Origin of the sequence: Chelativorans salis, from assembly GCF_025336525.1 — a bacterium.
In the GTDB taxonomy this organism is placed as follows: domain Bacteria; phylum Pseudomonadota; class Alphaproteobacteria; order Rhizobiales; family Rhizobiaceae; genus Chelativorans; species Chelativorans salis.
The window spans coordinates 36,312-61,074 of the sequence record NZ_JAOCZP010000013.1 but is presented as its reverse complement, the minus strand read 5'-3'; the positions used below and the strand labels follow the sequence as shown (position 1 = coordinate 61,074).

Here is a 24,763-nt window from a genome sequence, read left to right as displayed (position 1 = left end):
GAGATGACAGTGCCTCTCAATCGGGCCAATCCGCGCCCGGTACATCGCAACGTCTTCGCATGCGCGCCCGCATCCTGACCCTGCTCCGCCACCTGACCAACGCGCTCGCGCTGGTGGCGGCCGCGGGTGTTCTCGCCATGCTTCTCCACGTAACCGCCGATATCGTGGGGCGGCAGATTTTTGGGCGGCCGGTGCCGGCGACGGTGGAGATCGTGTCGCGCTATTACATGCTCCTCATCGCCTTCCTGCCCCTGGCGTGGACGGAGCGGCGTGGCGAGATGATCGCCGTCGATGTCTTCGCCGGCCTGTTCAGGGGCCGGTGGGAACGCGTGGACAAGGTGCTGGTGAACGTTCTCAGCTTCGCCGCTTTCGCCTTCCTCACCTACACTACCTGGTTCGCAGCGATGCGCGAGTTCGGGTCGGGAAGTTTCGTGCTTTCGCTCAGCGTGGCGGTGCCGGTGTGGCCGGGATATTTCGTCCTGCCGCTCGCCTTCGCGCTGGCGAGCCTCGTCTCAGCGCTTAAGCTGTACCTTTGCCTGACGGGTACGGAAGATAGCGCCGAAGGCGCGGCGTTTTCCGAGCAGGGTGAGGGGAGCACGTCGCCGTGAGCGTCGCCACCGGCCTCCTCGGTATCGCCGTCCTTCTCCTTTTGCTGGCGCTTCGCGTGCCCGTGGCGGTGGCGCTAATCCTTGTCTCCTTTGCCGGCATCTGGCTCATGCTGGGCTTCAATCCGGCCGTCGGCGTGCTGACGACGACGCCTTACGATTTCGTCGCCAGCTGGACCCTGTCGGCGGTGCCGATGTTTCTGCTTATGGGCTTCGTCGCTTTCCATGCCGGGCTGACGACGCGGCTCTTCGCCGCCGCCGAGCGCCTGCTGCACCGCCTTCCCGGCGGGCTCGGCATGGCCGCCGTTCTCGCCTGCACCGGCTTTGCCTCGGTCTCCGGTTCGAGCCTCGCCTGCGCCGCCGCGATGGGGCGCATCGCCATTCCCGAGATGATCAGGGCCGGCTATCGGCCGAGCTTCGCGACGGGAACGCTGGCGGCCGGCGGCACCATCGGCGCGCTCATCCCGCCTTCGATCCTCATGATCATCTACGGCGTCTTCGCCGAACAGTCGGTGACGAAGGTTTTCCTCGGCGGCATCTCGGTGGGTGTCATGACGGCGGCTATCTATTGCCTGCTGATCTTTCTGGTCGCCAGGCTGCGCCCCGACATCGCCCCTTTGCCGAAGGAGCCGCGGGCCACCGTCGACAGCACCATCCTTGGCGACGTCTGGCCGGTCGCAGTCCTCATCGTTCTCGTATTCGGCGGCCTTTTCGGCGGCGCCTTCACGGCGACCGAGGCCGGCGCTGTCGGGGCGGCGGGCGCGATCCTGATCGCCGCCTTCACCCGCAGGCTCACATGGGACCGCTTCCGCACCGCGCTTCTGGAGACCGTCGGAACGTCGGTGGCGCTCTTCATCATCGGCGTCGGCGCGGTGATGTTCACCCGTTTCCTGGGGCTGAGCGGCACCGCCGGCTTCATCTCAACGACGTTGACGGCCTGGGAGCTCGGTTATGTCGAACTGATGGTGCTTATCGTTATCCTCTACCTGATCCTCGGCATGTTCATGGAGCCTTTCGGCGCCATGCTGATCACGTTGCCGGTGCTCCTGCCCCTTCTCAACGCCGCCTCCATCGACCTGATCTGGTTCGGCGTCCTCCTGGTGAAGCTTCTGGAGGTCGGCATGATCACGCCGCCACTCGGCATGAACGTATTCGTCATCCGCAACGTAGCCTCCAGATATGCCGGCCTCGGCGACGTCTTCCGCGGCGTCACCCTCTTCATCCTCGCCGACATTGTCATCATAGGGCTGTTGATCACATTCCCGGAGCTTGTGACGTCAATTGCGGGATTGGGCGGGCGGTAGGTCGCCGTCGCGGCTCCGCCTGAAAACGGCGGCTAGGGAGATCGGCGCCGGTTTCGATCTCGGTTAAGAGAGTAAGACAACTTGCTGCCTCATGGCACGGCGTGGGCGACGCCTCGCGGCGCTGGATCATGCATGCTTGGAACGAAAAAGGGGAGGGCCGAAGCCCTCCCCAAGTTCCACGGTCGCCTGGGAGGAGGCGCGTTGAGGTCCCTCTTCTACAGGACCGGGTGGATGGGGACTGTGAGGATGTTCACACTTGAGACTGTTTAGATGCGGCCGTCGGGCTCGTCGCGGCTGTATTCCAGTGCGGCTCATCCATGGAATTCGAACGTGCTGTTGCTGACAAATTTCTGCATCTTGTTCCAGCGCAGTGAAGCGTGAAGGCTGGTAAGGACAGACCACCACTCCGAGGCAGCTCGCGACCGCAATCCCAGCTGGTTTAACGTCTGCCATCTTCGCTACGAAGTCAAAAGCTGATGGGGTTGTCTAATCGCAGCTGGGACGTCAAGCATTTGGTGCATTGAGACGACGCTGCCGGGTGCATGGTTGTCTTCGCGGTCGACATCGGTCGCCGCATGATGGAGCTTCGCGGGGCGAGCCTTCAATGTGGACGACGCACTTCGCTGAGACAGCGGTGCAACCCCATCAGCGGAATGGCTCGGCTCACGTCCCGGCAGGGACGTCTCATGCGTTCAGAATCTGAACGCTATGCGGGTTACGTTGTGGCTCCTGCATTCGGGTTAAAGAGTTCGCCGGTTCTAAGCATCGTATGCATTATCACCGCCAGTTTGCGCGCCACAGCCACGGCGGCGCGTTTGAAGCCGATCCTCTCCCGGAGTTGGAGCCCCCATGTTCGCAGGGCGCTGTCGGTTGAGCTGCGCGTCAGAATAACTGACGCCGCCTCATAGAGAAGGCCCCGCAAATGGCGGTCGCCGCGTCGGGATATATGGCCATCATAATCGACTTCTCCGGATTGGTAGCGGCGTGTCGTCAGGCCGATCCAGGCGCCAACAGATCGGGATTTCTTGAAGTTGTCCGGGTCTTCGATGGCAGTGGCGAAAGAGGTTGCGGTGATGGCGCCGATTCCGGGGATCGACATGAGTATGCGGCATGCCTGGCTCTGACGTGCATCTGCGGCGAGTTGGCGCCCAAGTTCGGCGGCACGGATGCGAATGCCGCGCCAGGCCTCCAGCATCGGCAGAACGACGGGAGCAAGTTGGTCCTGATCGACAAGGCGCCGAACGTTCTTCTCGAACGTGGTCCCCTTACCTGCGGGAACGACCAGGCCGAACGTTTTCATGATTCCACGAATCTGGTTCGAAAGCTCAGTGGTGATCCTGACCAGTCGGGTGCGCGCGGCCACGAGCGTGCGGGTCAGCATGCTGTCGTATCCTTTCACCCGCACCTCACGGAAGAACCCCACCTCTGCAAGATGCGCCAAACCATCGGCGTCGTTCGCGTCGGTTTTGTTCGCGGCCATGTCGAGCGCTGCCTTGGCATGGCGCGCATCGATACAGATTGCCGGCAACCCCTCTTCCTGAAGTGCATGATAGAACCAGACGGAAAGGGGCCCAGTCTCGAACACCACACGTTTGGCCGCGGGCGCCCGCTTGCGGATAAGCTCGGCAATGATCGTTGGGTTCGAGGCACACTTGCCGCGCCAGATGCGCTCGCCTTCACGGCGGATCGACACCGCCGTCTCTTTCATCGACACGTCGAGACCGATATATTCTTCCATGGCTGTTCTCCCTTAGATGCTTGGGCCCGGCGTCAGGTCGTGAGCCCGTATCTCCATCCTATCGGGGAACAGCCACCCTCCAAGACTATGATTGGTTTTAGGGCGAAACCGCTCCCGCGATTACCCCATGTGGACGCCCCCCGACGGCATCGCTGTGCCAGAATGGGGTGTTGCAACCATTCGAAGGGAGGCGTCCGTGCCTGAGATTACCACGATCGGTCTGGATATCGCGAAGAATGTGTTCCATGCGCATGGTTCGGATTCACGCGGTCGAGGCGTTTTCTCGAAGCGGCTGAGCCGGGCGAAGGTGCTCGACTTCTTCGCTGCGCAATCGCCTTGGCATCGGGCCGATCACCGCGACGGCGTTGACCGCGCTTGCTCCCGCTGCCGAAACCTTTGCCAAGGGTCGCGACTTCGCCGCCTGGCTGGGTCTGACACCGTTGCAGCGATCGACCGGAGGCAAACAGAAGCTCGGCGCGACGTCGAAGATGGGCGAGCGAACGCTGCGCCGCCTGCTGATTATCGGCGCCAGCGCAGGAGAAAACGGTCAAAGGCCGCCGCTTGGATGAGGGCTTCGCCTTGCGGCAATCAGTCTATCTCGAACGGCGGCTACGCAGTCAGGATTCGCCGTAGAACTTCACCGAATGAAAGGCGCGGCGGGGCCGAGGATATAGACGCTGCGGCCCACCTGCGGTCCGTAGAACGGCAGGTTGAGGCCGGAGCCGATGCCTATTTCCAGCACGCGGCCGTCCGCCGTGCAGATCACGCGCTCGCGACAGGGCACCAGATAGCAGATGCGCATCGACAAATTGACGAGATGCGGCGGGATCCTCTCTTCGTAGAGCCCCATGGCTCACCTCCGTCTCCTCGCGCTCCTGGCTTCCCGCCCACTTATCTCTGCAGATACTTGACGAGCGCGGCGATGCCGAGGACGAGGCCGACCAGGACCAAGATCCAGATTATTCCTATGCCGCCCATCATCCAGCCCATGCCGCCCATCATGTCCATCATGTCTCCCATCATCAAACCTCCCTCACGTCCGCTTTATGCCCAATGATGATCCGTTCGTCGGAGTCCATAATCTCGCACCATTCGAGACAATCGAAACCCGCCTTGCGGAGCAGCATCTTTCGCTGGCAGTGGGTATCTGCCCCGCCGGCGTGGTCGCGATCGCGCTGAAGTTCATCATGGCGGCGAAGGGCGGAGAGACGCGGTCGTCGTTGAGAATGAGCTGCAAGACGACAATCCGCCCGCCCGGTGCCAGTGCTGTATGCGCCCGACACAGCAGCGCTTCACACGCGTCGGGCGCCAGCAGATGGAGAAATCGTGCAATAAGCACGGCATCATAGGTGCCGCCAAAATCTGTATTCAGGGCGTTCCCCGGCAGTGCCTGCCAACGCTCGCCGAGGCCGGCGGCCTGCGCATTCTCGGAGGCAATCTCGAGCACGCTTGGCCAGTCGACGGCCGTCACCCGTGCGTTTGGTATACGCCTGGCGAGCGCGATGCCGTTCTGGCCCGGCCCGGCCGCAATATCGAGGATGCTGTCGAACTCATCTCCGTGGCTGGCGTGCAATTCCGCGAGGAATGCTGCCGAGCGTGCCATCATGGGTGCGAGGGCGCGTGCGTAGACCCTCCAGTTCGGATGGTTCGGCGCGACGAAATGCTCGCGGTTGTCGAGTACGGTCCCGCCCTTGCGCGCGACGGCCGCGGGATCGTCCAAAGCCGCCTTCAACGCTGTCTCCGAAGCGATGAAATCGAGTGCGTCGCCGATGAAGGCGGGCGACTGGCGGTTGAGATAGGCATTGGCATCGGGCACCGCCCGATAACGTTCTCCCTCCCGTTCAAGAAGGCCGAGCACGACGAGGTAGTCGCACAAGATCCGAACCCCTCGCTTCGCGGCTCTGCAACGCTTAGCAAGTGCGACTAGCGTATCGTGGCCTTCCCCGATCGCCGTGAAGACATCCAGACCGACCGCCGCCTTCAGTGCTGCAGTACGCTGGAAGGCAAAAGCTTGCTCGGTCAGCCGTGCAGGCGAGGGCAATGCCGGGGATCGGGGTCTTGTCTCTGGCCCGGTCGAACCCTTCTGAGCGGCAGACAGTTCCAGAAAAGCGCTGCCTTCCTCAATGTGGCCCATCGCTACCGTGCGGCTACCTGATCCTGCGCGTTCTTTATTCATCGCTAGCTCCGCTGGTTCCGTCGTTCCACTCGACAGAGGACCCTACCGCTTTGGACATGGCGAAGCTTCGGGCGAATCCCCCAATTTGCCCGATGGGTAATTTCCCTCAGCAGGAGTAGCCTCAGTGCCCTTCAGATCAGCTGATGTCGGTAACCGAATGAGGTTGCCGCTGTGCGTGAGGGGACGTCGAGCTTGTCGAAGATGTTGCTCACATGCCGGTCCACCGTCTTTTCGCTCACGAGTAGTTCCGCGGCGATCGCCTTGTTGGTTTTTCCCGAAGCAATCAATCGCAGGACCTGCAACTCCCGCCGGGTCAGCATGCAGGCAGGCGCTGGCGAGGCCGGTTCCGCCTCCAGCCTCTCAAGGCGCGCGATGTCCGGAGCAGCGCCGAGCTCTTCGAAGACGGCACGGGCGGCTTCCAATTCCAGCAGTGCGCCTTCGATATCGCCAAGGACGCGACAGGCCTGTCCGATTTGCACCCGGACACGCGCGGCGAGATAAGGCGCCTCCACGCGCTGCCAGACGTCGAAGGCCTCGCGCAATTGCCCGAGGGCGGCTTTGGCATTGCCCTCAACGAGTTCGACGGTGCCTTGGGCATGCGCGGCCATCGCCAAAAGGACCTCGGTCTTGAAAATCTCGGCGGTCGCAGTCAACTCGCCAGCGCCACGCCGCGCAGCCTCGATGTCGCCAGATTGAGCCATGATCTCGACATACGCGGGCAGAAGGCGGGTGCGCTGCAGGCGATCCGCCGACATATTCATTGCCCGTTCGATTGCAGAGGCCGCAGCTTGTAGCTTGCCCTGCACCATGCGAAGCAGGGACAATCCCGGCTGTGGTTCCCACCCTCGCCGGCTCGCTTGTTGATAGCCGCGTTCGGCATCCGCGAACTCGCCCCGAAGGCGGTGCACTTCGGCCTGCTGGTAAAACGCGGCCGCAGCGGCTTGCCGATCATATCCGTCCGAAAGCCGCTCGCTGATACGCCGCGCTTCCTTGATGGCGTCTCGCCAGGCGCCGCTCATCTGCATGATCTGTGCCCGGTGAACGAGGCACTTGCCTGTGAAGGCGACCAGGTCGGGCTGCTTGCTGCACCATTCCGCCAGCGCGGCGGTCCATTCTCGCGCGCGACCGAAGGCGTAGACTTGCTGGCAGCTGTCGATCACGCTGCAATAGATCGTGCCGGTGGTGAGGGGAGAGAGTTTTTCCGTGGTGACGGCGACCATCGCCTCGTCCATCAGCACAAGCCCCTTCTCGACTGCACCCCGATGGATGAGTACCCGGCCCTGCAGGTGTCGGGCGGCCGCGATTAGGTCCGCTTCCTGGAAGCGGTCGCCGATCTCGCCTGCGTTGACCGCTGCCGCCTGTGCGGCATCCCAGTCCGCGGTTTCAATGTGTTGCTGCACGACCGGCAGGAGCAGATATCCCTGCTCGACGCACTCCTCGGTCTCGCCTTCGAGCAATCGTTGCGCACGGGCAAGCCACCCCCTTCCAGGTCCCTTCACGCCTTGCAAGGAGAGATGCAGCCCGAGCCAGAACGCGCAACGGATCGCGCGGCGGCTCTCACCCGCCTCCAGATGGGTATGGTGGGCGCGTTCAACCGCGCTCAGATACTCCGCCTGACGGCCGATCAGATACGCCGACATGGCCAACAGTTCGAGATCGCCGGCAACAAGCCGAGCCGCTTCATCGGCACGGTTGAGCCATCCGTATGCCTCAGCCCAGGCGCCTGCTTCATAGGCCTTGCGGCCTTGCTCGATCTCGGAGCGCATGTCGGTCAGGTCGTGTTTCGCGATGCCTTGACGGGCTTTGCTCATTGGTTTCGCTCCACGCCCGGCGCATCGGGTGGATCGTACACGGCCGCCGGGCGTCGTCAGAACTATTCCTTCACGCGTTGCCAGAAACCGGGTTCCCATCCGGGCTCACGTTGTTCGCCTGTCCGTTGATAAACAGGACCATATTGACAGGATCGACGCGCAGGCCGTGGAACAGTGCGGCAAAACGGCCCTCGATCGACTCGAAACGCCGCTTATATTCCTCGGCAAGCCTCGGTGTAACGTCCTCCGCCCGGCCCTCCCTGATGGTCAGGAAGGTCCAGTTTGCAGGGTCGGACCGTGGGCAAGGTCAAGTGCTGGATTCCATCGGCAATCCTGCAGCTTTCCATTCCGGCAGGCCGTCCTCCAGCCGCCGCACCCGGTAGCCCCTGCCGCGCAACGCAGCCACCGCCTCGAAGGACAGGATACACCATGGCCCCCGGCAGTAGGCAACGACCTCCCGTGCAGGATCCAACTCCCCGATGCGCTCTTCCAGTTCGCCGAGCGGGACATTGACGGCGCCGGGTACATGGCCGAGCACGAACTCGTCCGCCGGGCGCACGTCGATGAGCGTGACGAGCCCGTCGCGCATGCGGTCGATCAACTCTTCGCGGCTGACCGGCTCCATAGAATCGCGCTCATCGAAATAGCCGCGCACAATACGCTCCACCTCGGCGAGCTGCTGCTCTGCAACGGCGCGAATGGCCGTAAAAGCGGAAAGAACGCTTTCGTCGGCAAGGCGATATCGCACGAACTTGCCGTCGCGCTCCGCAGCCACAAGTCCTGCCCGGCGAAGGTTCTGAAGATGCTGTGAGACGTTGGCGATCGGCAGGCCGAGCTTCCTCGCCAGTATCTCAACGCTGCGTGGGCCCTGCGCGAGATGTTCGATCAGCTCCAGCCGCTGCGGGTTGCCGAGCGCCTTAGCCACAGCGGCAAACTGTTCGTAGAGGGCTTGTTTCGGTTTCTGGATTGACATCGGCCTGGTGCCTACGTTATTTCATTCAACGTAATTATTGAATGACAGTTTCCACGCGATTTGTCAAGCGCTCCCACGGCTGGAGCGTGATGCATGTCGCTCGTCCAGGAGACAGAAAATGATCCTCAGACAGTTCCTGCACGCCGATCCCGTCGCCGCCTCCTATCTCTTCGGCTGTGGCGGCAAAGCATCCGCCGCCGTCGTCGACCCGGTCGGCGAAATCGCGCCCTATCTTGAAGCCGCCGAGGCGACTGGCATGCGCATACTCTATGTGATCGACACGCACATCCACGCCGATCACCTCTCCGTCGGACGGGCACTCGCCAAAGCCGTCGGCGCCGAGTATATGCTCTTCGAAGGCGCCGAGGCGCGGTTTCCGTTCCGGCGCGTCAAGGACGGCGACGTGCTCGAGCTCGGCAACGTCTCCGTGACCGTGATGCACACGCCCGGCCACACGCCCGAGCATATCTCGCTGCTCGTCGCCGACCGCACCCGCTCGCCCGAGCCGTGGTTCGTGGTGACGGGCCACACGCTCATGGTCGGCGATCTCGGTCGTACCGAACTTGCCTCCAGCGCCGAAGACGGTGCGAAGAACCTGTTCGCTTCCGTCCGTCGTCTCAAGGAACTGCCCGATCATGTCGAAGTGCTGCCGGGCGCCTATTCCGGCTCTGTCTGCGGTCGTTCCCTGAGTGGCAAGCCGACCTCGACCATCGGCTTCGAGAAGCGCTTCAACAAGGCGTTCCGGATCGAGGACGAAGGCGAGTTCATCGATCTGATGGTCGCTGACATACCGGCCCCACCGCCCGATGCGGCCCGCACCCGCACCGCGAATGCCGGAGGCGGAGGGTGAACAACGGTTCCCCGGCTATCAAGCTGGGCCTTTGGGAGAACTGGCGGCAGTTTTCGCTGCTCGTGTTGATCAACGCTTTCGTCGGCGGCATGGTCGGCATCGAGCGCACCGTCGTGCCGCTGATCGGCGCGGAAGAGTTCGGCATTGCCTCGACCACGCTGATCGTCTCCTTCATCGTCTCGTTCGGCGTGGTGAAGGCCCTGGCCAACCTCGCCTCCGGCCAACTCGCCGACCGGTGGGGACGCAAACGCGTGCTGGTGCTGGGCTGGCTGTTCGGCTTGCCTGTCCCGTTCATGCTTCTGTGGGCACCGGACTGGAACTGGGTGATAGCCGCCAACGCACTCCTCGGCGTTAGCCAGGGGCTCGCCTGGTCGATGACGGTTATCATGAAGGTCGACCTTGTCGGGCCGAGAGGGCGGGGCCTGGCCGTCGGACTCAACGAGTTCGCGGGCTATCTCGCCGTTGGCGTGACCGCCTTCCTGACCGGCTGGCTTGCAGCCCGATACGGATTGCGTCCGGCGCCTCTCTATTTGGGTGTCGGATACGCAGTCCTCGGCGCGGCCCTCTCCATCCTGCTCGTGCGCGATACGCGCGATCACGTGCGGTTGGAAACGACGAACCACGCGCAGCAAGCCTCGCCGATCACGTTCCAAGAGGTCTTCGCGCTAACCTCCTGGGGCGACCGCAATCTCTTCGCCGCCTCACAGGCGGGGCTGGTCAACAACCTAAACGACGGCATGAGCTGGGGCATCTTTCCCCTGTTCTTCGCCGCCAACGGACTCGGCGTGGAGCGGATCGGCATCCTCAAGGCCGTTTATCCGACGGTCTGGGGCGCGCTCCAGATCGCCACCGGGCCGCTGAGCGACCGCTGGGGGCGCAAGGGCCTGATCGTCGGCGGCATGTGGGTGCAGGCCGGCGCCCTGCTTCTTACCGCGCTCACCCGCGACTTCCGCTGGTGGCTAACGGCGAGTCTGCTTATGGGGCTCGGCACCGCGATGGTCTATCCGAGCCTGATCGCGGCCGTCTCCGATGCTTCGCATCCGTCCTGGCGGGCGCGCTCGCTCAGCGTCTACCGCTTCTGGCGCGACCTCGGCTATGCGCTCGGCGCGCTTTCGGCAGGCCTCATCGCAGACGCCTTGGGGTTCGCCTGGGCGATCGGATCGATCGGCGGGCTGACCTTCCTCTCCGGCGTCATCGTTGCGGCCTTGATGCGCGAGCATCCGACAGCCTCCGTTGACCTCGCGGGGGCGGACGCGACCAAAGGGGCAAGCGAGGTTGAAGACAATGGCGCGCGCGCCCGCTCCAGCGCCGCACACCCTCAGTCAGAAATCTAAGATCGGCCGAGTGCGGTGGACGGTTATGTTTGGGGGAGCGCAGATGAAAATCCTAAAAAGCATTTGCACCCTTTCCGCGCAGGTATCGCGGGTGAAGCCATCTTCATCGTGCTGGATAGCCGCGTCAGGCAAGCAGCTTCTGGCTGACAGCGGCGCTACCTGCCCGAGAACCGGAACCATGGTGGAAGTGTGATCGCCAACGCGTCGTGGGAACGAGCGCCAACGAACCCTGAAGGGAGCAAAGATCGTATGGGAACCGGTCGGTGCGATCTAGCAGCTGAGGCGGGCGAAGCTCAGAGAATTGTCTCCGAGAGGAGCGTAAGAGCGGATATATCGCGCACGGCCCGGTTAGGCTTTCAGGTGAATCGTGACCAGAACGGTCGATTCCGCGCCGTCGCCGAAATCGGCCCGCACTCTCAGCCAGTTTCCGAAATGAGAGATGCGCGCCGTGGCGATGCTGTCTTTCTCTGCCGGTAGGGCAAACTCGCTTCCCTCGCCGATCCAGTATATCCCGTCCGGCGAAATCTCTATTCGTGCCTTCGGCTGTTCGCCGATCGGCTCCTTCATGGCGCGCACAAATATGATCGCCTCGCGCGCCCAGCCCGCTTCGTGAGGTTCGCTCGCAGCTTGTCCCGTCCAACGTTCGTTGCGCGCGACAACGGCGGTGATGTTTTCCGGCAGCATCAGAAGTCCCCCGATATGCAAACGGAATCGACGTAGAGGAAGACGCGCTTGTCTGTGTCTGTCTCGGCGAAAAGGGCGATATTGAGCATGCACCACAGGTTCTTCATCGCCGGAATCCTGATGGAATCGAAGCCGGACATATCGAATGCGCGGTCGTTGCACTGGAAGGACAGGGCCTGCATGGAGGCAAGATCAAAATCGAAGCGCAGGTAGGTCCAGTTCACCTTGGTCGGGATTTCGTTGTAACAAAGGCGCTGTGCGCCGCCAGGAATGTCCTCCCACCCTTCCGGCGACAGATGATAGTGGCTCAAGGTTTTACGCGAGGTGCCGATCGGCGTGAACTCGGCGTTATGTCGCTTAAATTGCCACTTCTGAACGTGCTCTCCTTCAAGCGCGTTGAGGAAGCGGATGTGGGGCATGACGCGTTGGCTGTCATCGTCCCTATCGCCGCCCTGCAGGTCGAAGAGAAAGCCGACGGAGCGCACGTCGCTCTCGCTCAGCTTCAGTTCCGTCGCTTCGGGCTTGAACGTGAAGTAGAATTCCAGGCGGATCGGGCACCGCTTGCGGAAGGTCAGGCGTTTGATCGCGACGTTCTGAGCGCCCTTCTTCGGACGCGTGGCGATCTTGAGGGCATAGGAACTGTCGTGCCCCCCGTGGGAACCGGCATCCCAGTGCGCGAGCGTGGACAGCATAGCGCTGGTATGTTGGGCATAGCCGGGCAGCATAGTGCCGATGTCGTTCTCGTAGTTGCCCACGAGCTGCGACCAGCCGCAATGGCCACGTGAGAACTCGTCGTGGCAGATGATGCGCGGCAGCGGGTCGAAGCGACTTAGCTTCGGGTTCGCCCGCAGCATGGCGATGCGCATCGCCTCGGCCATATCGCTTCTGACGGAGCTATCGGTCAATTTCCTATCCTCGCCCATTTGCTTTAGCTGGTCCGGAGGCGTGCCACCGCGTCCCAATCGACTTCGATGCCGAGCCCAGGGCCGGTGGGAACCGGCAGGTAGCCGTTCTTCTGACGGTCGGCCCCCGGCGCAGCCCCCGTGATCGCAGTCTTGAATGGGCTGGAGTCGGTCTCGCATTCCATGGCGCGCAGATTGGGCATGGCGGCGGCCAGGTGAAGGCTGGCGGTCTCGCAGACGATGCCTGACATGCCGATATGCGGCGCGTAGGAAACATCGTAGGCTGCCGCGAACTCCGCCATCCGGCGCGTCTCGGTGATGCCGCCCGAGCGCGCAACGTCGGGCTGCAGATAGGAAAGGGTGCGATTGGAGACGAGACGCATGGCCTGGTCGAGCGTGTAGTTGCTCTCGCCCGCGGCGAGCGGTGTCACGCACTGGCGGTGGAGCTGTTCATAGCCCTGTTCATCTTCGGGTCTGAGCGGTTCCTCGAACCAGACATAGCCATTGGCTGTCAGCGCACGCCCCACCTCGACCGCCTCTTCGAGCGCGTAGGCCCAGTTGGCGTCGACGCACAGCTCAATATTATCGCCGGCGCGCTTGCGCAGCCGCTCGATGCGGCGGCATGCGTCGCGGACGGGATTGGCGATTTTCACCTTCACCCGCGGAAATCCCTTTTCCAGATAGCGGTCGAGCTCGCCGTCCATGAACTCGTCGCTGCCCCAATTGACTGAGGCGGCATAGACCGGAACCTGCGTGCGGCCGACGCCGCCCAGCAGGCGGAAGATTGGAAGGTTGGCCATCTTGCCCGTGATGTCCCACAAGGCAATGTCAACGCCGGCGATCGCCTCAATCAGCATGCCGCCCGCGCGTCCCGACAGGGCGCGGCGCATCGTACGCCAGTGCTGCGTGATGTCCGTCGGGTTCTGCCCGATGAGACGCGGCTTCAGCGACGTCTCAATCAGCTCGGCATAAGCCTTCGGCGAGAAACGGGCGAGGGCTTCGCCGACGCCGACAAGTCCTGCATCCGTGCGGATCTCGACGAGAACGATCGAGACTTCCGTATACCTGCCCCACGACGTGACCGTTGGCCGTGGCAGAGTCTGCGTTAGCGGATGGGCGATGACGTCCACGATCTTCACATCGGCGGCGTTTGTATCCGGCACGGAATGGCCTCCCTTGCTGCTTCTTGCTCCCCTAATAGACCGGAACAAGATTTCTTGGCAACTGATAAACTTAGTTGCTAAGTTGATGAGCTGTGTGATAGGAGGGGCTGCAAAGGGAGTGACGATGACCGAACTGCCGACGAAGAAGCCGCTGTTTTCGGCAAAGCCCGCGATGCCCTCGCGGCTTGCCGACGCCGTCTCGGATGCCATTGCCGCCGCGCTTTTCGACGGGCGGATCGTTCCGGGTGAGCCGCTGCCACCGGAAGGCGAGATCGCTCGGGAGTTCGGCGTCAGCAGGCCGATTGCACGCGAGGCATTGCGCCAGCTCACCTCCGCAGGCCTCATTTCAACCCAGCAGGGAAAAGTGGCTCGTGCCAAGGAGCTCAACGGTGAGCCCCTGGAGAAGATCTATGGCTACGCCGTCCGCTCCAGCGTAAAGCGGCTCCAGGAAGCCAACGAAATGCGCCGCGTCATAGAGACGGGGATCGCAAGACTGGCCGCGCAGCGCCGTGGCAAGGCTGGTCTTGCGGCCATGGAACGGGCGCTCGCCGACATGCGCGAGGGGCTGGGCGATCCTGCCGCCTTCACCGAGGCCGACATATTGTTCCACCTGGGAATGGCCATGGCGACCGGCAATTCGATGATCCGCGTGCAGATGGAGGGGATGCGGTCTGTTCAGCGGGAGGTGTCGGAACTGTTCTCGAGGCGGTCCAACAGGACACGATCTGACTGGAGCGCGACGATCGACCGCCACCAGGCCTTGTACGAGGCGATAGCCGCGGGCGATGCAGACCTCGCGGAGCAGAAGATCATCATCCATTTCGAGGCTGCCGACATCGCCTCCTTGGAGGTTGCTGACGAACTCGGTTCAAGGGGAAAGGGAGCGTGAGTAGTCTGTTCAGCCTCGATGGTCGCAGAGCGCTCGTCACCGGCGCCAGTACCGGCATCGGGCGAGCGATTGCGCTTGGTCTGGCGGGGCAGGGGGCCGACCTCACGCTCCATCATCTAGGCGATGCCGAGGGAGCGGCCAGCGTTCAGGAGGCGGTTCGCTCAATGGGTCGGAATGCTTCAGTCATCGAAGCCGATTTCTCAAGCGCCGCGGCGGTTGATGGGCTTGCCCGCGACGCATTGCAGATGGGGCCGATCGACATTCTGATTGCCAATGCAGCAATCGAGATACGGGCGGCTTGGTTGGAGGCGACGACCGACCTCCTCGATGCCCACGTCGCTGTCAATTTCACATCGCTGATATTGCTCATGCAGAAGCTTGTTCCGCCGATGGCCGAGCGGGGCTGGGGCAGGGTCGTCGCGACGGGCAGCGTGATGGCAGCTCGTCCGCGTGCGGAGACAGTGCTCTATGCGTCGTTGAAATCCGCACAGCTCACCGCGGTGAGGGCCATTGCCCGCGAGGTCGCCGCAAGCGGCGTGACGATGAATGTGATCGCACCGGGTGCGATCGAGACCGAGGCGAATGCTGCCAGATATGCAGACCCGAAGTTCCGGCAGGCGGTCGTGGCGAAAATCCCGGCCGGCCGGCAGGGAAGGCCGGACGACTGCGTCGGGCCAGTGCTGATGCTGTGCAGCAATGCGGGCGCTTACGTTACCGGAGCAAGCATTCCCGTCGACGGCGGCTGGACGGTCGGCGACGCGATGGGCGGGCTGCCTGAGGTCACGACATGAGCGCAGCGTTGAATTTTGGTTTCGCCCGCAAAAGCGGGCAGGCTTCAAAGAGCGCATAGACAGTCATCACAGGGAGGAAAGCCATGAGAAATGCACTGACAAGTCTTACCGTATCGGCACTGGCGTTGAGCCTCGCCGCCGGCCACGCAATGGCGGAGGATCTGCGCTTCACCGTGTGGACCGGTAACGAGGCCCATCTGAACATGCTGAACGGCATCGCCGACGGGTTCGAAGCCGAAAATCCCGGCACCACGGTCACCTTCGAAACGATCCCTGCCGGTGACTACGTCCAGAAGTTGACTTTCCAGCTCGCCGGAGGAAACCCTCCGGATCTCGGCTGGATGTTTGAGGACTCCATGCCGGCATTCGTCGCAGCAGGAGCCGTGGAGTCGCTGACCGACACGCTGGAGAACGCCGAGGGCTACGACCTTGCTGATTTCTCTGATCCCGCCATGGGCCTCTGGAGGGAGGATGGCGAGATCTATGGTGTGCCCTTCTCCACCTCGCCCTTCATGATCTTCTACAACAAGGACATGTTCGACGCAGCCGGACTGGAGGACCCGCTGACGCTCGCCGAGAAGGGCGAGTGGACGCTCGACAAGTTCCGTGAAGTGGTGAAGGCGCTCACCAAGCCGGAGGATCGCATCTGGGGCTTCGAGTTCAAGGACGGCCAGGGCTATGACACGCGCATCATGCACGCAGTCATGCCGCCGATCCGTGCCTATGGCGGTGATGCATGGTCGAACGGTGAATGCGGCTTCGACGATCCGGAGGCGGTCGAGGCGGTCCGGATGCTTCACGAGATGGTCTTTGAGGACAAGTCGATCGTGCCGCCCGGCGAGCAGGGTGACTATTTCTCCGGCTCCTCAGCGATGACGATCAACCAGATATCGCGAGCTTCGAAGATGCCCGAGGCCGGTTTCGAATGGGGCATCGCACCGCTGCCGACAGGCCCGGCCGGCGAGGCTCCGGTCATTGGTCAGGCCGGCCTCGTGGTCTTCGCCAAGTCCGACAACAAGGAACTCGCCAAGCAGTTCATCGCCTGGATGACCAACCAGGAAAATGTCGAGGTGATGGCGCAGTTCTTCCCGCCGGCGCGGGTCTCGGTACTGGAAAGCGACACCTTCACCGAGGCGAACGCCCTCATTCCGCCCGAGCAGATGAAACACGTCGCCGCCGCGATCAAAGAAGGCGAGGTGCTGCCGAGCCATGAGCGCGCGCCGCAGATCCTCGCGGCCATGAAGCCGAGATTCGACGCGTTGTGGCGCGCTGACTCCGATGTCGAGGCATCGCTGAAGGCGGTCTGCGAAGCTATCCGGCCGCAGCTCTAGGCGGGGGACCGATGTGGCCGCAGCAGACGACATAGAGGCCATGGCACGCCGCGCACGCGTGCCATGGCTGACATTGAAACGGCGCGAGGCGATCGAAGCGTGGCTCTTCGTCAGCCCGACGCTCATCGGCTTCCTCATATTCTTCCTGGGGCCGCTGATCGCCGTCGTGATCTATTCGATGTCGGAATGGAATTTGCTGTCGGGCGAACAAATCTTCGTCGGCGTGGCGAACTACCGCGACGCCCTGACGGAGAATCCGGATTTCTGGCACGTCATCCGCAACTCGGTGATCTTTGCGATCGGCCTCGTTCCAATGAACATGGCGCTCGCCCTGACCCTGGCCATCTCGCTGTCGCGTCCCAGGCGCGGTGTCGTCTTCTTCCGCACCGTCTTCTTCGCGCCGGTCGTCACCTCCGCGGTCGCCTGGGCGATCGTCTGGAAGTTCCTCCTGCAAGGGGAGGGCGGAACGGTCAATCAGCTGCTTGCCCTGGTGGGCATCGACGGGCCGAACTGGCTGCGCGAGCCGGACTGGGCCATGGCGGCCGTCATCGTCACACGCGTCATCAAGATGGTCGGCCTCAACATGATCCTCTACATCGCAGCGCTGCAGGCAATTCCCCGCGATTATGAGGAGGCGGCCCGTCTCGAAGGCGCCACGGGCTGGCAGGTCTTTCGCATGGTGACCTGGCCCCTGCTTGCGCCGACAACCCTCATCATCATGGTCATCACGACGATCGGATCCTTCAAGGTCTTCGACCACATCTACCTGATGACCGGGGGCGGACCCGAGAACGGCACGCTCGTGCTTGCCTTCTACGTCTACGAGCAGGCCTTCGAATTCTTCAATGTCGGTTACGCATCGGCTCTGGCGATGATCATGTTCGTCATCGTTCTGGTGCTGACCATCGTGCAGTTGCTGCTGCGCCAAAAGGGGGCGACATGACCCAGGGACAGCTCGACAGGCTCAAGCGGGTGATGTGGGTGCTATCGCTGTCCATCCTCGCGATTCCCTTCGTCTTTCCGTTCCTGTGGATGGTATCGTCCGGTTTCAAGAGCGCCACCGAGATCTTCGGCCAGCCGAGCCTCATCCCGCGCGTCTGGCGATGGACCAACTTCGTCGAGGTTTTCGAATACCAGCCCTTCGCGCGGCAATATTTCAACTCGCTCTATATTGCGGGGCTGGTCACGGTCCTGACGCTGATCCTCTCTTCGCTGGCCGGCTATGCGCTCGCCCGGATGCGCTTTGCCGGGGCAGGGCTGCTCATGCTCTTTCTCGTTTCCGCCCTGATGGTTCCCGAGGAGGTGACGATCATCCCCAACTTCTTCCTGATGCGATGGCTCGGCCTGATGGACACGCATGGCCCGCTGGTTCTCCTGCCGGTCTTCGGCCCCCATGGCGTCATGGCCACCTTCCTGATGCGCCAGTATTTTGTGGCGCTGCCGAAGGAACTGGAGGAGGCGGGCAGGATGGACGGCCTGTCCAGGCTCGGCATCTGGTGGAAGATCGCGCTTCCCATGTCCAGGCCGGCGCTTGCGGCCGTCGCCATCATAACGTTCCTGTTTTCCTGGAACCTGTTCCTCGAACCGCTGGTCTTCCTTTCCAGCCTCAAGAAATTCACCCTGCCGCTGGCGCTTGCGAACTTCACCGACGCATACGGGTTGCCGCTCTGGCACCTGCAGCTCGCCGCCACGTCGCTCGCAGTGGTGCCGATCCTGATCGTGTACCTGATCGCGCAGCGGCAGATCATCGAAAGCTTCGCCATGTCGGGAGTGAAAGGATGACCTCCCGGACCGGCCAGAAACTGGGCAGTACATGACAAGCCTCAGCCTCAGGAATCTCCGCAAATCCTTCGGCTCTGTCGAGATCATCAAGGGCATCGATCTCGACGTCCAGGACGGCGAGTTCGTCGTCTTCGTGGGGCCGTCCGGCTGCGGCAAGTCCACTTTGCTGCGGATGATTTCCGGCCTCGAATACATCACCTCCGGGAATCTCTTCATCGGCGATATGAAGATGAATGAGGTCCAGGCCTCTCGCCGCGGCGTCGCTATGGTGTTCCAGAGCTACGCGCTCTATCCGCACCTCACGGTACGCGAGAACATGGCCTTCGGTCTGAAGGTGCGGAAAGTGCCCCTGGCCGAGAGGGAAAGGCGCGTCAAGGAAGCTTCGGACACGCTCAAGCTCGACGGGCTGCTCGACCGCTATCCGCGCGAGCTTTCCGGCGGCCAGCGGCAGCGCGTCGCCATCGGGCGGGCCATCGTCGCCGACCCCAAGATCTTCCTCTTCGATGAGCCGCTGTCCAATCTCGACGCGGAACTGCGCGTCCACATGCGCTCCGAGATCGCCGCGCTCCATGCGCGTCTCGGCAACACCATGGTCTACGTCACCCACGACCAGATCGAGGCGATGACGCTAGCGGATCGGATCGTCGTGCTGCGCGACGGACTCATCGAGCAGGTCGGCACGCCCCGTGAGCTCTATTCGAAGCCAGACAATCTCTTCGTCGCACAGTTCATCGGCAGTCCGAGGATGAACATCCTGCCGGTGGAGCACGTTTCGGAGGGCATTCCGGAAAGCGTACCGACATGCGCAAGGCAGATCGGCATGAGGCCGGAGAACCTAAGCCTCGTAGCGCCCGAGGCGGGACTGTTGGCAGGGACCGTGGCTATCAGCGAATATACCGGCGCGGCCTCGATGCTGCACATCAGGCTAGATGAGGGCGAGACGGTGCTGGTTGTCAACAACGGCGATGGTCCGGCGGCCGGTGACCGCGTCGGCCTCACGATAGATCCGAAAAACATGCATTTCTTCGACCGGGCAGGGCAGCGATCCTCCAGCTAGGATTCCCGAAAGAAACCACTGCATCAAGCGCGGCATCGAGCTTGCTCCACATGTTAACTTCGGGATTGCGGCTGATGAGCCGATAGGCCGGCGGTCGACGGCATGTCCGATCCCGCAGCCATCACACGCCAAGAGGAGGTCCATATGTCGAGGATCAACCGCCGCGTCTTGCTCGTCAGCTCCACGAGCGCCCTCGTCGCCTCGACCGTGGTCGAAAAAGCCATCGCCAGAGTACGGCCACGCCGGAACCGAAGTTCGTCTGGCCAACTGCGGGAACTGATCGAGGCCCACAAGACAGCATACGCGGAGTTCAGCAAATCCATCCGCAAGTGGGGCAGCCATAGCCATCAACATGCCAAAGCCAACCGAGCCGAGGAAAAGGCGCTGCTGGCAGTCTGTTCCCACCCAGCGGTCAGCAAAGGCGATCGCCGGGCAAAAGCGAAGTATCTTCTAAGGATCGAGGCACGCCGCGAGCTTGACCTCAGCGAGCACATGCAAGCCGTGTTGCGATCGACGATGTATAAGGTATAGCCGCGGGCCGAGTATGGCAGTTCCCTCGCGCAGGATAGCCGGGGCCGACTATTCGAGATTCTCGTCGACCGGATAAGACAGGCTTTCGTGAGGTAGTGTCTCAGTTTGAGATTTGGTCCGCTTGACCGCCCTGTCGCATCGCGCCCGAACTCCTATATGCTTCCCGGAAGGCATGGGAGTTGAAAGCGTGGCGAATCCGGGATTGCTTATCTATGAGAGTGCAAACGGGGACGAGTGGTTTCTCTGCCGGGACGATGCAGGCAAGGCGTTCGTTCGACATGTTCCTAATCCCCAATCGAGCGGCAAATCAATGCATATGGAACTTGGTGCTTTCTTGAACAGGGATAGGGGCTCGCCGCAGCACGAAAACTTGCTGCACCTAGTGGGAACTCTTGTTCCGCAGCATGAATGATCTATGACGGGCCGCCACCAGTCTAAGTTCAAACTGAGACACTACCTTTCGTGAATTTGACTGGGCAGGGCAGGGGATTGGCCATGTTATCGTCCTCTCCTGCGCGACAGGTTCATGTCGTCCGGCGGGCGGCTCCTAAGCGCCGCCTCCTTGATCCGGTCGAGTGCCTGGTCGCGGCCGGTCAGGATAACCTTCCTCATGGCCTCGGATGCCGCTTCCGTGTCGCCGCGGGCAATGGCCTCGGCGATTGTCCTATGGGAGAGGCCGATCCTTTCCGTCTCCCGTGATGGGACGTCGGGCGAGCTGAGGCCGAAGGCGGCGACCAGGGCTGCTTCGATCAGCGTGCCGACGCCGTACATGAAAGGGTTCTCGGAAGCCTGCAAGACAGCAAGGTGGAAGCGCAGGTCGGCCATGATAAGATCTTCATGCGAGGGGGCCGAGGCCATGTCCTCCGCCAGTGCTAGAAGGTGACGCGCAGTCTCCGGCCCGGCGCGTCCTGCCGCCAACCCCGCCGCATAGGGCTCAAAAGAAAGACGCATATCGCATAAGTGGATAAGAAACGTGCGGTCGACGCCGCGCTCCAGGTGCCAGGTGAGCACGTCGGCGTCGAATAGGTTCCACTCCCTGCGCTCCGTCACGCGCGTACCGATGCGCGCCCGCGGCACGATGAGCCCCTTGGCCGAAAGCGTCTTCATCGCCTCGCGCAGAACGGTGCGCGAGACATGGAAGCGCGCGACCAACTCGCTGTCGCCGGGTAGAATGCTGCCCACGGGATAGACACCGCCGATGATGGCCTTGCCGAGTTCGTTCACCACATGAGAATGGCTCGTGCGCCGGGCTCGGCCGGATATGGCGGTTTCAAGCAGTCCCATCAGCTTCCATGTGCGTGGTGCAGCGCCGCCGTCTTCCTGGCCGAGAGCCAGAGAATCCCCTTCTGCAAGAAGATGAAGACGAACAAGAGCACTCCGACCACAATCTTCGTCCACCAACTCGATAGTGTACCGTCGAAGATGATGTAGGTCTGTATCAGACCCATGATCAGAATACCAACGAAGGTACCTGCGACGAAGCCACTGCCGCCGGTAAGCAGCGTCCCGCCGATGACGACCGCCGCAATGGCGTCGAGCTCGACACCGACCGCGGAAAGGGAATAGCCGGCCGTGGTGTAGAGTGAGAAGACGATGCCGGAGAGGCCCGCTAAAAGGCCGGACAGCGCGTAGATACCGACGGTGGTGCGGCCGACGGAAACGCCCATCAACCGCGCCGTTGCAGCATCGCCGCCCAAGGCGTAGACGTTGGCACCGAAGCGCGTGCGGTGGGCGATCAGGATGCCGATTGCGAAGACAAGCAGCAGAAGACCGCCGATCAGCGTCAGGCGCCCACCCCCGGGCATGCGCCAGTAGAACGACTGCAGAGTATCGTAGAAGGGATGCATGACGGGGATGGAATCGATCGACAGCACGAAAGCCATGCCGCGTGCTAAAAACATGCCGGCCAGCGTGACGATGAAGGGCGGCATCTCCAGATAGTGGATCGCTGCTCCCATCGCCGCGCCGAAGGCCGTGGTGATGAGGAGCGCGACGGCGAAGACGATAAGCGGGTGCAGACCGGTGTTGGCCAGAACCACGGCGATGAAGACACTGGTAAAGGCGATGACCGAGCCGACGGAAAGATCGATGCCGCCGGAGAGGATGACGAAGGTCATGCCGACGGCGACGATGCCGAGAAAGGCGTTGTCGGTCAGGAGATTGCCGATGACGCGGGTCGACAGCATCGACGGGAACTGCGCATAGCAAAGTGCATAGGCGAGGACGAAGATGAGGATGGTTGCCGCCAGCGGCAGATAGCGGGACTTCATGGTGCCGACCGCTCCTTCCGTTCTGCGGCCATCGGCTCCGCCGGGCGGCCACGCCAGAAGATCGTGGCCATGCGCAGGGCCGGCGACTGGATGACCAGTATCAGCATGATGATGACGGCCTTGATGATCAGGTTGAACTCGGGCGGGAAACCGGAGAGCAGGATGCCGGTGTTGATCGACTGGATGATCATGGCGCCGATCAACGAACCGAGGATGGTGAAGCGGCCGCCGAGCAGCGACGTCCCGCCCAAAACGACGGCGAGGATGGCGTCGAGCTCCAGCCACAGGCCGGCATTGTTGGCGTCCGCGCCGCGGATGTCGGCGGTGACGATGATCCCGGCGATCGCCGCGCACAGACCCGAGACCATGTAGACCGTCACCAGGAGCACGCCGCTGTTGACGCCGGAAAGCGTGCTGGCGCGGCGATTGATGCCGGTCGCCTCGATCAGAAGCCCGAGTGCGCTCCTGCGCACGATGAAGGCTGCAGCAATGCCGGTGGCGACCCACAGCAGGATGGGCACCGGCAGACCGAGAAGCGCGCCGCTGCCGAAGAAGGCGAACGCCGCATTGTTGAAGGTGACGATGATGCCTTCGGTGATGAGCTGGGCGATGCCGCGCCCGGCCACCATCAAGATCAGCGTGGCGACGATTGGCTGAATGCCGAGTACGGCCACAAGGAAACCGTTCCAGGCGCCGCAGGCCACACCCACGGCAAGCGCGAAGAGGAGGGCGGTTGCCGCGCTGCCGCCGCCTGCGACGGTGGATGCCGCTACGGCCCCGCAGATCGCCATCACAGCGCCGACAGAAAGGTCGATGCCCCTGGTGGCGATAACCAGCGTCATGCCGATCGACAGAAGAGCCACGGGAGCGCCACGATTGAGGATGTCGATCAGGCTGCCGTAGAGACGGCCGTTCTGCCACGTCAGGTTTAGGAAATTCGGGAAAACCGCCGTGATCAGCGCCAGGATGACGAGAAGCGTCAGGAGCTGGGGCAGGAAGCGCCGAAGACTGCTCGCACTTTCGCCGTTCATCGGGCTTGCTCCGGCTGGCTGTCGGCGGCGATGGCGCGGACGATGTTGTCCGTATTGATCTCCTCGCCCGTCAGTTCCGACACATGCTGCCGGTCGCGCACCACGATCACGCGATGCGAATAAGCGACCAGCTCTTCCAGCTCCGAGGAGATGACGAGCAGCGACACGCCGTCCTCGCAGAGGCGCTCGATCAGGCGGATGATCTCGGCATGGGCGCCGACATCGATGCCGCGTGTCGGCTCGTCGAGGATGAGGAACTCCGGGTTGGTCGCCAGCCAGCGGGCGAGGATGGCCTTTTGCTGGTTGCCGCCAGACAGAAGCCTGAGCGGCTTCTCCCGGTCTGTCGTGCGGATGTCGAGAGCGTCGATGAAGCGGTCGGCGATCTCGATCTGCTCCTGCCTGGGCAGCGGCCGGGACCAGCCGCGCCGCGCCTGCAGCGCCAGCACGATGTTCTCGCGCACGGAGAGGTCGCCGACGATGCCGTCGGTCTTGCGGTCCTCTGGGCAGAAACCGAGGCCTGCAGCGATCGCCTTGCGCGGACCATTGAGTTCGAGCTGGCTGCCATCCTTCTCCGCATTGCCGCTGTCATGCGGGCGCACGCCGAAGATCACCTCGGCGGTCTCCGTGCGCCCGGAGCCGAGGAGACCGGCAACGCCGACTGCTTCGCCGCGGCGAATTTCCAGGTTGAACGGCTCTATCGTGCCGGCACGGCCGAAATCGCGGAAGCAGTAGGCAACCTCCCCCTCGCTCTTGCGTGCCGCCTTATGCGCGACGGTCTCCTGAGAAAGCTCGTGGCCCAGCATCATGGTGACGAGATCGATGCGCTCGATATCGGCGGCATCGCGCGTGCCGACCAGCCGGCCGTTGCGTAAAACGGTGATGCGATCGGAGATCTCGAACACCTGGTTGAGGAAATGGGTGATGAAGATGATGCCTAATCCCCGCTCGCGCAGCGCCCGCACGATGTCGAACACCATTCGCACCTCCTGCGCATCGAGGCTGGCGGTCGGCTCGTCGAGGATAAGGATCTTGCCGGACAGATCGACCGCGCGCGCAATGGCGATGATCTGCTGGACGGCGACGGAATAGGAGGAAAGCTCCCGTGTCACGTCGATATCGAGGCCGTATCTGGAAAGCAGCGCCTGTGCCCCGGCATTCATCCGCCGTGTGCCCACCATGCCGAAACGGGTCGGCTGGCGGCCGAGATAGAGATTTTGCGCCACCGTCAGGTTGGGCAGGAGATTGACCTCCTGATAGACGGTGCCGATGCCCAGCGCCTGCGCCTCGAACGTATCGCGCGGGTCGACCAGGTTTCCGGAAAGCCGGATATCGCCGCTGTCGCGCCGGTAGGCGCCGGTGAGGCACTTGATGAGGGTGGACTTGCCCGCACCATTCTCGCCCAGAAGAGCGTGCACTTCCCCCGCCCTCAAGGTGAAGTCGACGCCATCGAGCGCCAGCGCACCAGGGAAGCTCTTGGTAAGGCTTGCCACGCTCAGCAGCGGTTCCTGAGGCTTTTCCACGACATTTCCCCGAAATGGAAC

24 protein-coding genes and 2 pseudogenes are annotated in these 24,763 nt (G+C 62.7%); 13 read left to right on the top strand and 13 right to left on the bottom strand.

The features are described from left to right. Positions 1 to 59: 59 nt before the first annotated feature. Both N5A92_RS25505 and N5A92_RS25500 read left to right on the top strand, forming a co-directional pair. The gene (locus tag N5A92_RS25505) at positions 60 to 608 is read left to right on the top strand and encodes a TRAP transporter small permease (RefSeq protein ID WP_260907285.1); all 549 of its coding nucleotides are present in this window, start codon (positions 60 to 62) and stop codon (positions 606 to 608) included. Next, positions 605 to 1,909, top strand: a complete 1,305-nt coding sequence (locus N5A92_RS25500; RefSeq protein WP_260907284.1) for a TRAP transporter large permease — start codon at positions 605 to 607, stop codon at positions 1,907 to 1,909. The genes N5A92_RS25505 and N5A92_RS25500 overlap by 4 nt, the downstream gene beginning before the upstream one ends. A 715-nt stretch (positions 1,910 to 2,624) precedes the next feature. On the opposite strand, the gene N5A92_RS25495 is transcribed toward N5A92_RS25500, so the two are convergent. Next, positions 2,625 to 3,647: an IS110 family RNA-guided transposase gene (locus N5A92_RS25495; RefSeq protein ID WP_260907283.1), complete on the bottom strand. Its 1,023-nt coding sequence runs from the start codon at positions 3,645 to 3,647 to the stop codon at positions 2,625 to 2,627. A 338-nt stretch (positions 3,648 to 3,985) separates the two neighbouring features. On the opposite strand from N5A92_RS25495, the pseudogene N5A92_RS25490 reads away from it, so the two are divergent. Further along, positions 3,986 to 4,183, top strand: a pseudogene (locus tag N5A92_RS25490) (transposase); the annotation flags it as partial. Positions 4,184 to 4,290: 107 nt separating this feature from the next. On the opposite strand, the pseudogene N5A92_RS25485 reads toward N5A92_RS25490, so the two are convergent. From N5A92_RS25485 to N5A92_RS27325, 4 genes and pseudogenes are all read right to left on the bottom strand, one after another. Beyond that, positions 4,291 to 4,497: pseudogene (locus N5A92_RS25485) on the bottom strand (SAM-dependent methyltransferase); the annotation flags it as partial. 41 nt (positions 4,498 to 4,538) lie between these two features. Then, a complete protein-coding gene (locus N5A92_RS25480; RefSeq protein WP_260907282.1) occupies positions 4,539 to 4,670 on the bottom strand; it encodes a hypothetical protein in 132 nt (43 codons plus the stop codon). Positions 4,671 to 4,680: 10 nt separating this feature from the next. After that, complete coding sequence (locus tag N5A92_RS25475; protein WP_260907281.1) at positions 4,681 to 5,823, bottom strand: class I SAM-dependent methyltransferase; 1,143 nt, start codon at positions 5,821 to 5,823, stop codon at positions 4,681 to 4,683. A gap of 131 nt (positions 5,824 to 5,954) precedes the next feature. Beyond that, complete coding sequence (locus N5A92_RS27325; protein WP_313958461.1) at positions 5,955 to 7,280, bottom strand: helix-turn-helix transcriptional regulator; 1,326 nt, start codon at positions 7,278 to 7,280, stop codon at positions 5,955 to 5,957. A 57-nt stretch (positions 7,281 to 7,337) separates the two neighbouring features. On the opposite strand from N5A92_RS27325, the gene N5A92_RS25465 reads away from it, so the two are divergent. After that, entirely contained in the window at positions 7,338 to 7,763 is a 426-nt protein-coding gene (locus N5A92_RS25465; RefSeq protein ID WP_260907280.1) for a hypothetical protein, read from the top strand. A 178-nt stretch (positions 7,764 to 7,941) separates the two neighbouring features. Here N5A92_RS25465 and N5A92_RS25460 read toward each other — a convergent pair whose 3' ends face one another. Then, positions 7,942 to 8,607, bottom strand: a complete 666-nt coding sequence (locus tag N5A92_RS25460) for an ArsR/SmtB family transcription factor (RefSeq protein WP_260907278.1) — start codon at positions 8,605 to 8,607, stop codon at positions 7,942 to 7,944. Between the two features lie 118 nt (positions 8,608 to 8,725). Here N5A92_RS25460 and N5A92_RS25455 point away from each other — a divergent pair, with 118 nt between their 5' ends. Beyond that, complete coding sequence (locus N5A92_RS25455; RefSeq protein WP_260907276.1) at positions 8,726 to 9,457, top strand: MBL fold metallo-hydrolase; 732 nt, start codon at positions 8,726 to 8,728, stop codon at positions 9,455 to 9,457. Then, positions 9,454 to 10,791 carry an MFS transporter gene (locus tag N5A92_RS25450; RefSeq protein ID WP_260907274.1) on the top strand — a complete coding sequence of 446 codons (1,338 nt, stop codon included), beginning with the start codon at positions 9,454 to 9,456 and terminating at the stop codon, positions 10,789 to 10,791. The genes N5A92_RS25455 and N5A92_RS25450 overlap by 4 nt, the downstream gene beginning before the upstream one ends. 348 nt (positions 10,792 to 11,139) lie before the next feature. Here N5A92_RS25450 and N5A92_RS25445 read toward each other — a convergent pair whose 3' ends face one another. From N5A92_RS25445 to N5A92_RS25435, 3 genes are all read right to left on the bottom strand, one after another. Next, positions 11,140 to 11,475: a hypothetical protein gene (locus tag N5A92_RS25445; protein ID WP_260907273.1), complete on the bottom strand. Its 336-nt coding sequence runs from the start codon at positions 11,473 to 11,475 to the stop codon at positions 11,140 to 11,142. Then, entirely contained in the window at positions 11,475 to 12,341 is an 867-nt protein-coding gene (locus N5A92_RS25440) for a DUF6772 family protein (RefSeq protein WP_260907359.1), read from the bottom strand. Before N5A92_RS25440 ends, N5A92_RS25445 begins: the two co-directional genes overlap by 1 nt. 62 nt (positions 12,342 to 12,403) lie before the next feature. Beyond that, a complete protein-coding gene (locus tag N5A92_RS25435; protein ID WP_260907272.1) occupies positions 12,404 to 13,540 on the bottom strand; it encodes a mandelate racemase/muconate lactonizing enzyme family protein in 1,137 nt (378 codons plus the stop codon). A 124-nt stretch (positions 13,541 to 13,664) separates the two neighbouring features. Between N5A92_RS25435 and N5A92_RS25430 the strand changes: the two genes are divergently transcribed. From N5A92_RS25430 to N5A92_RS25400, 7 genes are all read left to right on the top strand, one after another. Beyond that, the gene (locus tag N5A92_RS25430; protein WP_260907271.1) at positions 13,665 to 14,429 is read left to right on the top strand and encodes a FadR/GntR family transcriptional regulator; all 765 of its coding nucleotides are present in this window, start codon (positions 13,665 to 13,667) and stop codon (positions 14,427 to 14,429) included. After that, positions 14,426 to 15,220 (top strand): SDR family NAD(P)-dependent oxidoreductase, encoded by a 795-nt coding sequence (locus N5A92_RS25425; RefSeq protein ID WP_260907270.1) that lies wholly within the window; start codon positions 14,426 to 14,428, stop codon positions 15,218 to 15,220. Before N5A92_RS25430 ends, N5A92_RS25425 begins: the two co-directional genes overlap by 4 nt. A gap of 83 nt (positions 15,221 to 15,303) precedes the next feature. Next, positions 15,304 to 16,551, top strand: a complete 1,248-nt coding sequence (locus N5A92_RS25420) for an ABC transporter substrate-binding protein (protein WP_260907269.1) — start codon at positions 15,304 to 15,306, stop codon at positions 16,549 to 16,551. 40 nt (positions 16,552 to 16,591) lie between these two features. Next, positions 16,592 to 17,494, top strand: coding sequence for a carbohydrate ABC transporter permease (locus N5A92_RS25415; RefSeq protein WP_313958465.1), 903 nt, complete (start codon positions 16,592 to 16,594; stop codon positions 17,492 to 17,494). Continuing rightward, entirely contained in the window at positions 17,491 to 18,333 is an 843-nt protein-coding gene (locus tag N5A92_RS25410) for a carbohydrate ABC transporter permease (protein WP_260907267.1), read from the top strand. Before N5A92_RS25415 ends, N5A92_RS25410 begins: the two co-directional genes overlap by 4 nt. A gap of 31 nt (positions 18,334 to 18,364) precedes the next feature. Further along, positions 18,365 to 19,390 carry an ABC transporter ATP-binding protein gene (locus tag N5A92_RS25405; protein ID WP_260907266.1) on the top strand — a complete coding sequence of 342 codons (1,026 nt, stop codon included), beginning with the start codon at positions 18,365 to 18,367 and terminating at the stop codon, positions 19,388 to 19,390. Between the two features lie 144 nt (positions 19,391 to 19,534). Continuing rightward, complete coding sequence (locus N5A92_RS25400; RefSeq protein WP_260907265.1) at positions 19,535 to 19,921, top strand: hypothetical protein; 387 nt, start codon at positions 19,535 to 19,537, stop codon at positions 19,919 to 19,921. Positions 19,922 to 20,419: 498 nt separating this feature from the next. On the opposite strand, the gene N5A92_RS25395 is transcribed toward N5A92_RS25400, so the two are convergent. From N5A92_RS25395 to ytfR, 4 genes are read right to left on the bottom strand one after another with little or no spacing between them, the layout of a single operon-like run. Next, complete coding sequence (locus N5A92_RS25395) at positions 20,420 to 21,208, bottom strand: FadR/GntR family transcriptional regulator (RefSeq protein ID WP_260907357.1); 789 nt, start codon at positions 21,206 to 21,208, stop codon at positions 20,420 to 20,422. Continuing rightward, the gene (gene yjfF / locus N5A92_RS25390) at positions 21,205 to 22,191 is read right to left on the bottom strand and encodes a galactofuranose ABC transporter, permease protein YjfF (RefSeq protein WP_260907263.1); all 987 of its coding nucleotides are present in this window, start codon (positions 22,189 to 22,191) and stop codon (positions 21,205 to 21,207) included. The genes N5A92_RS25395 and yjfF overlap by 4 nt, the downstream gene beginning before the upstream one ends. Next, on the bottom strand, positions 22,188 to 23,222 hold the full coding sequence (locus N5A92_RS25385) for an ABC transporter permease (RefSeq protein ID WP_260907262.1): 1,035 nt from the start codon (positions 23,220 to 23,222) through the stop codon (positions 22,188 to 22,190). Before N5A92_RS25385 ends, yjfF begins: the two co-directional genes overlap by 4 nt. After that, positions 23,219 to 24,742: a galactofuranose ABC transporter, ATP-binding protein YtfR gene (ytfR, locus tag N5A92_RS25380; protein ID WP_260907261.1), complete on the bottom strand. Its 1,524-nt coding sequence runs from the start codon at positions 24,740 to 24,742 to the stop codon at positions 23,219 to 23,221. Before ytfR ends, N5A92_RS25385 begins: the two co-directional genes overlap by 4 nt. Positions 24,743 to 24,763: the final 21 nt, after the last annotated feature.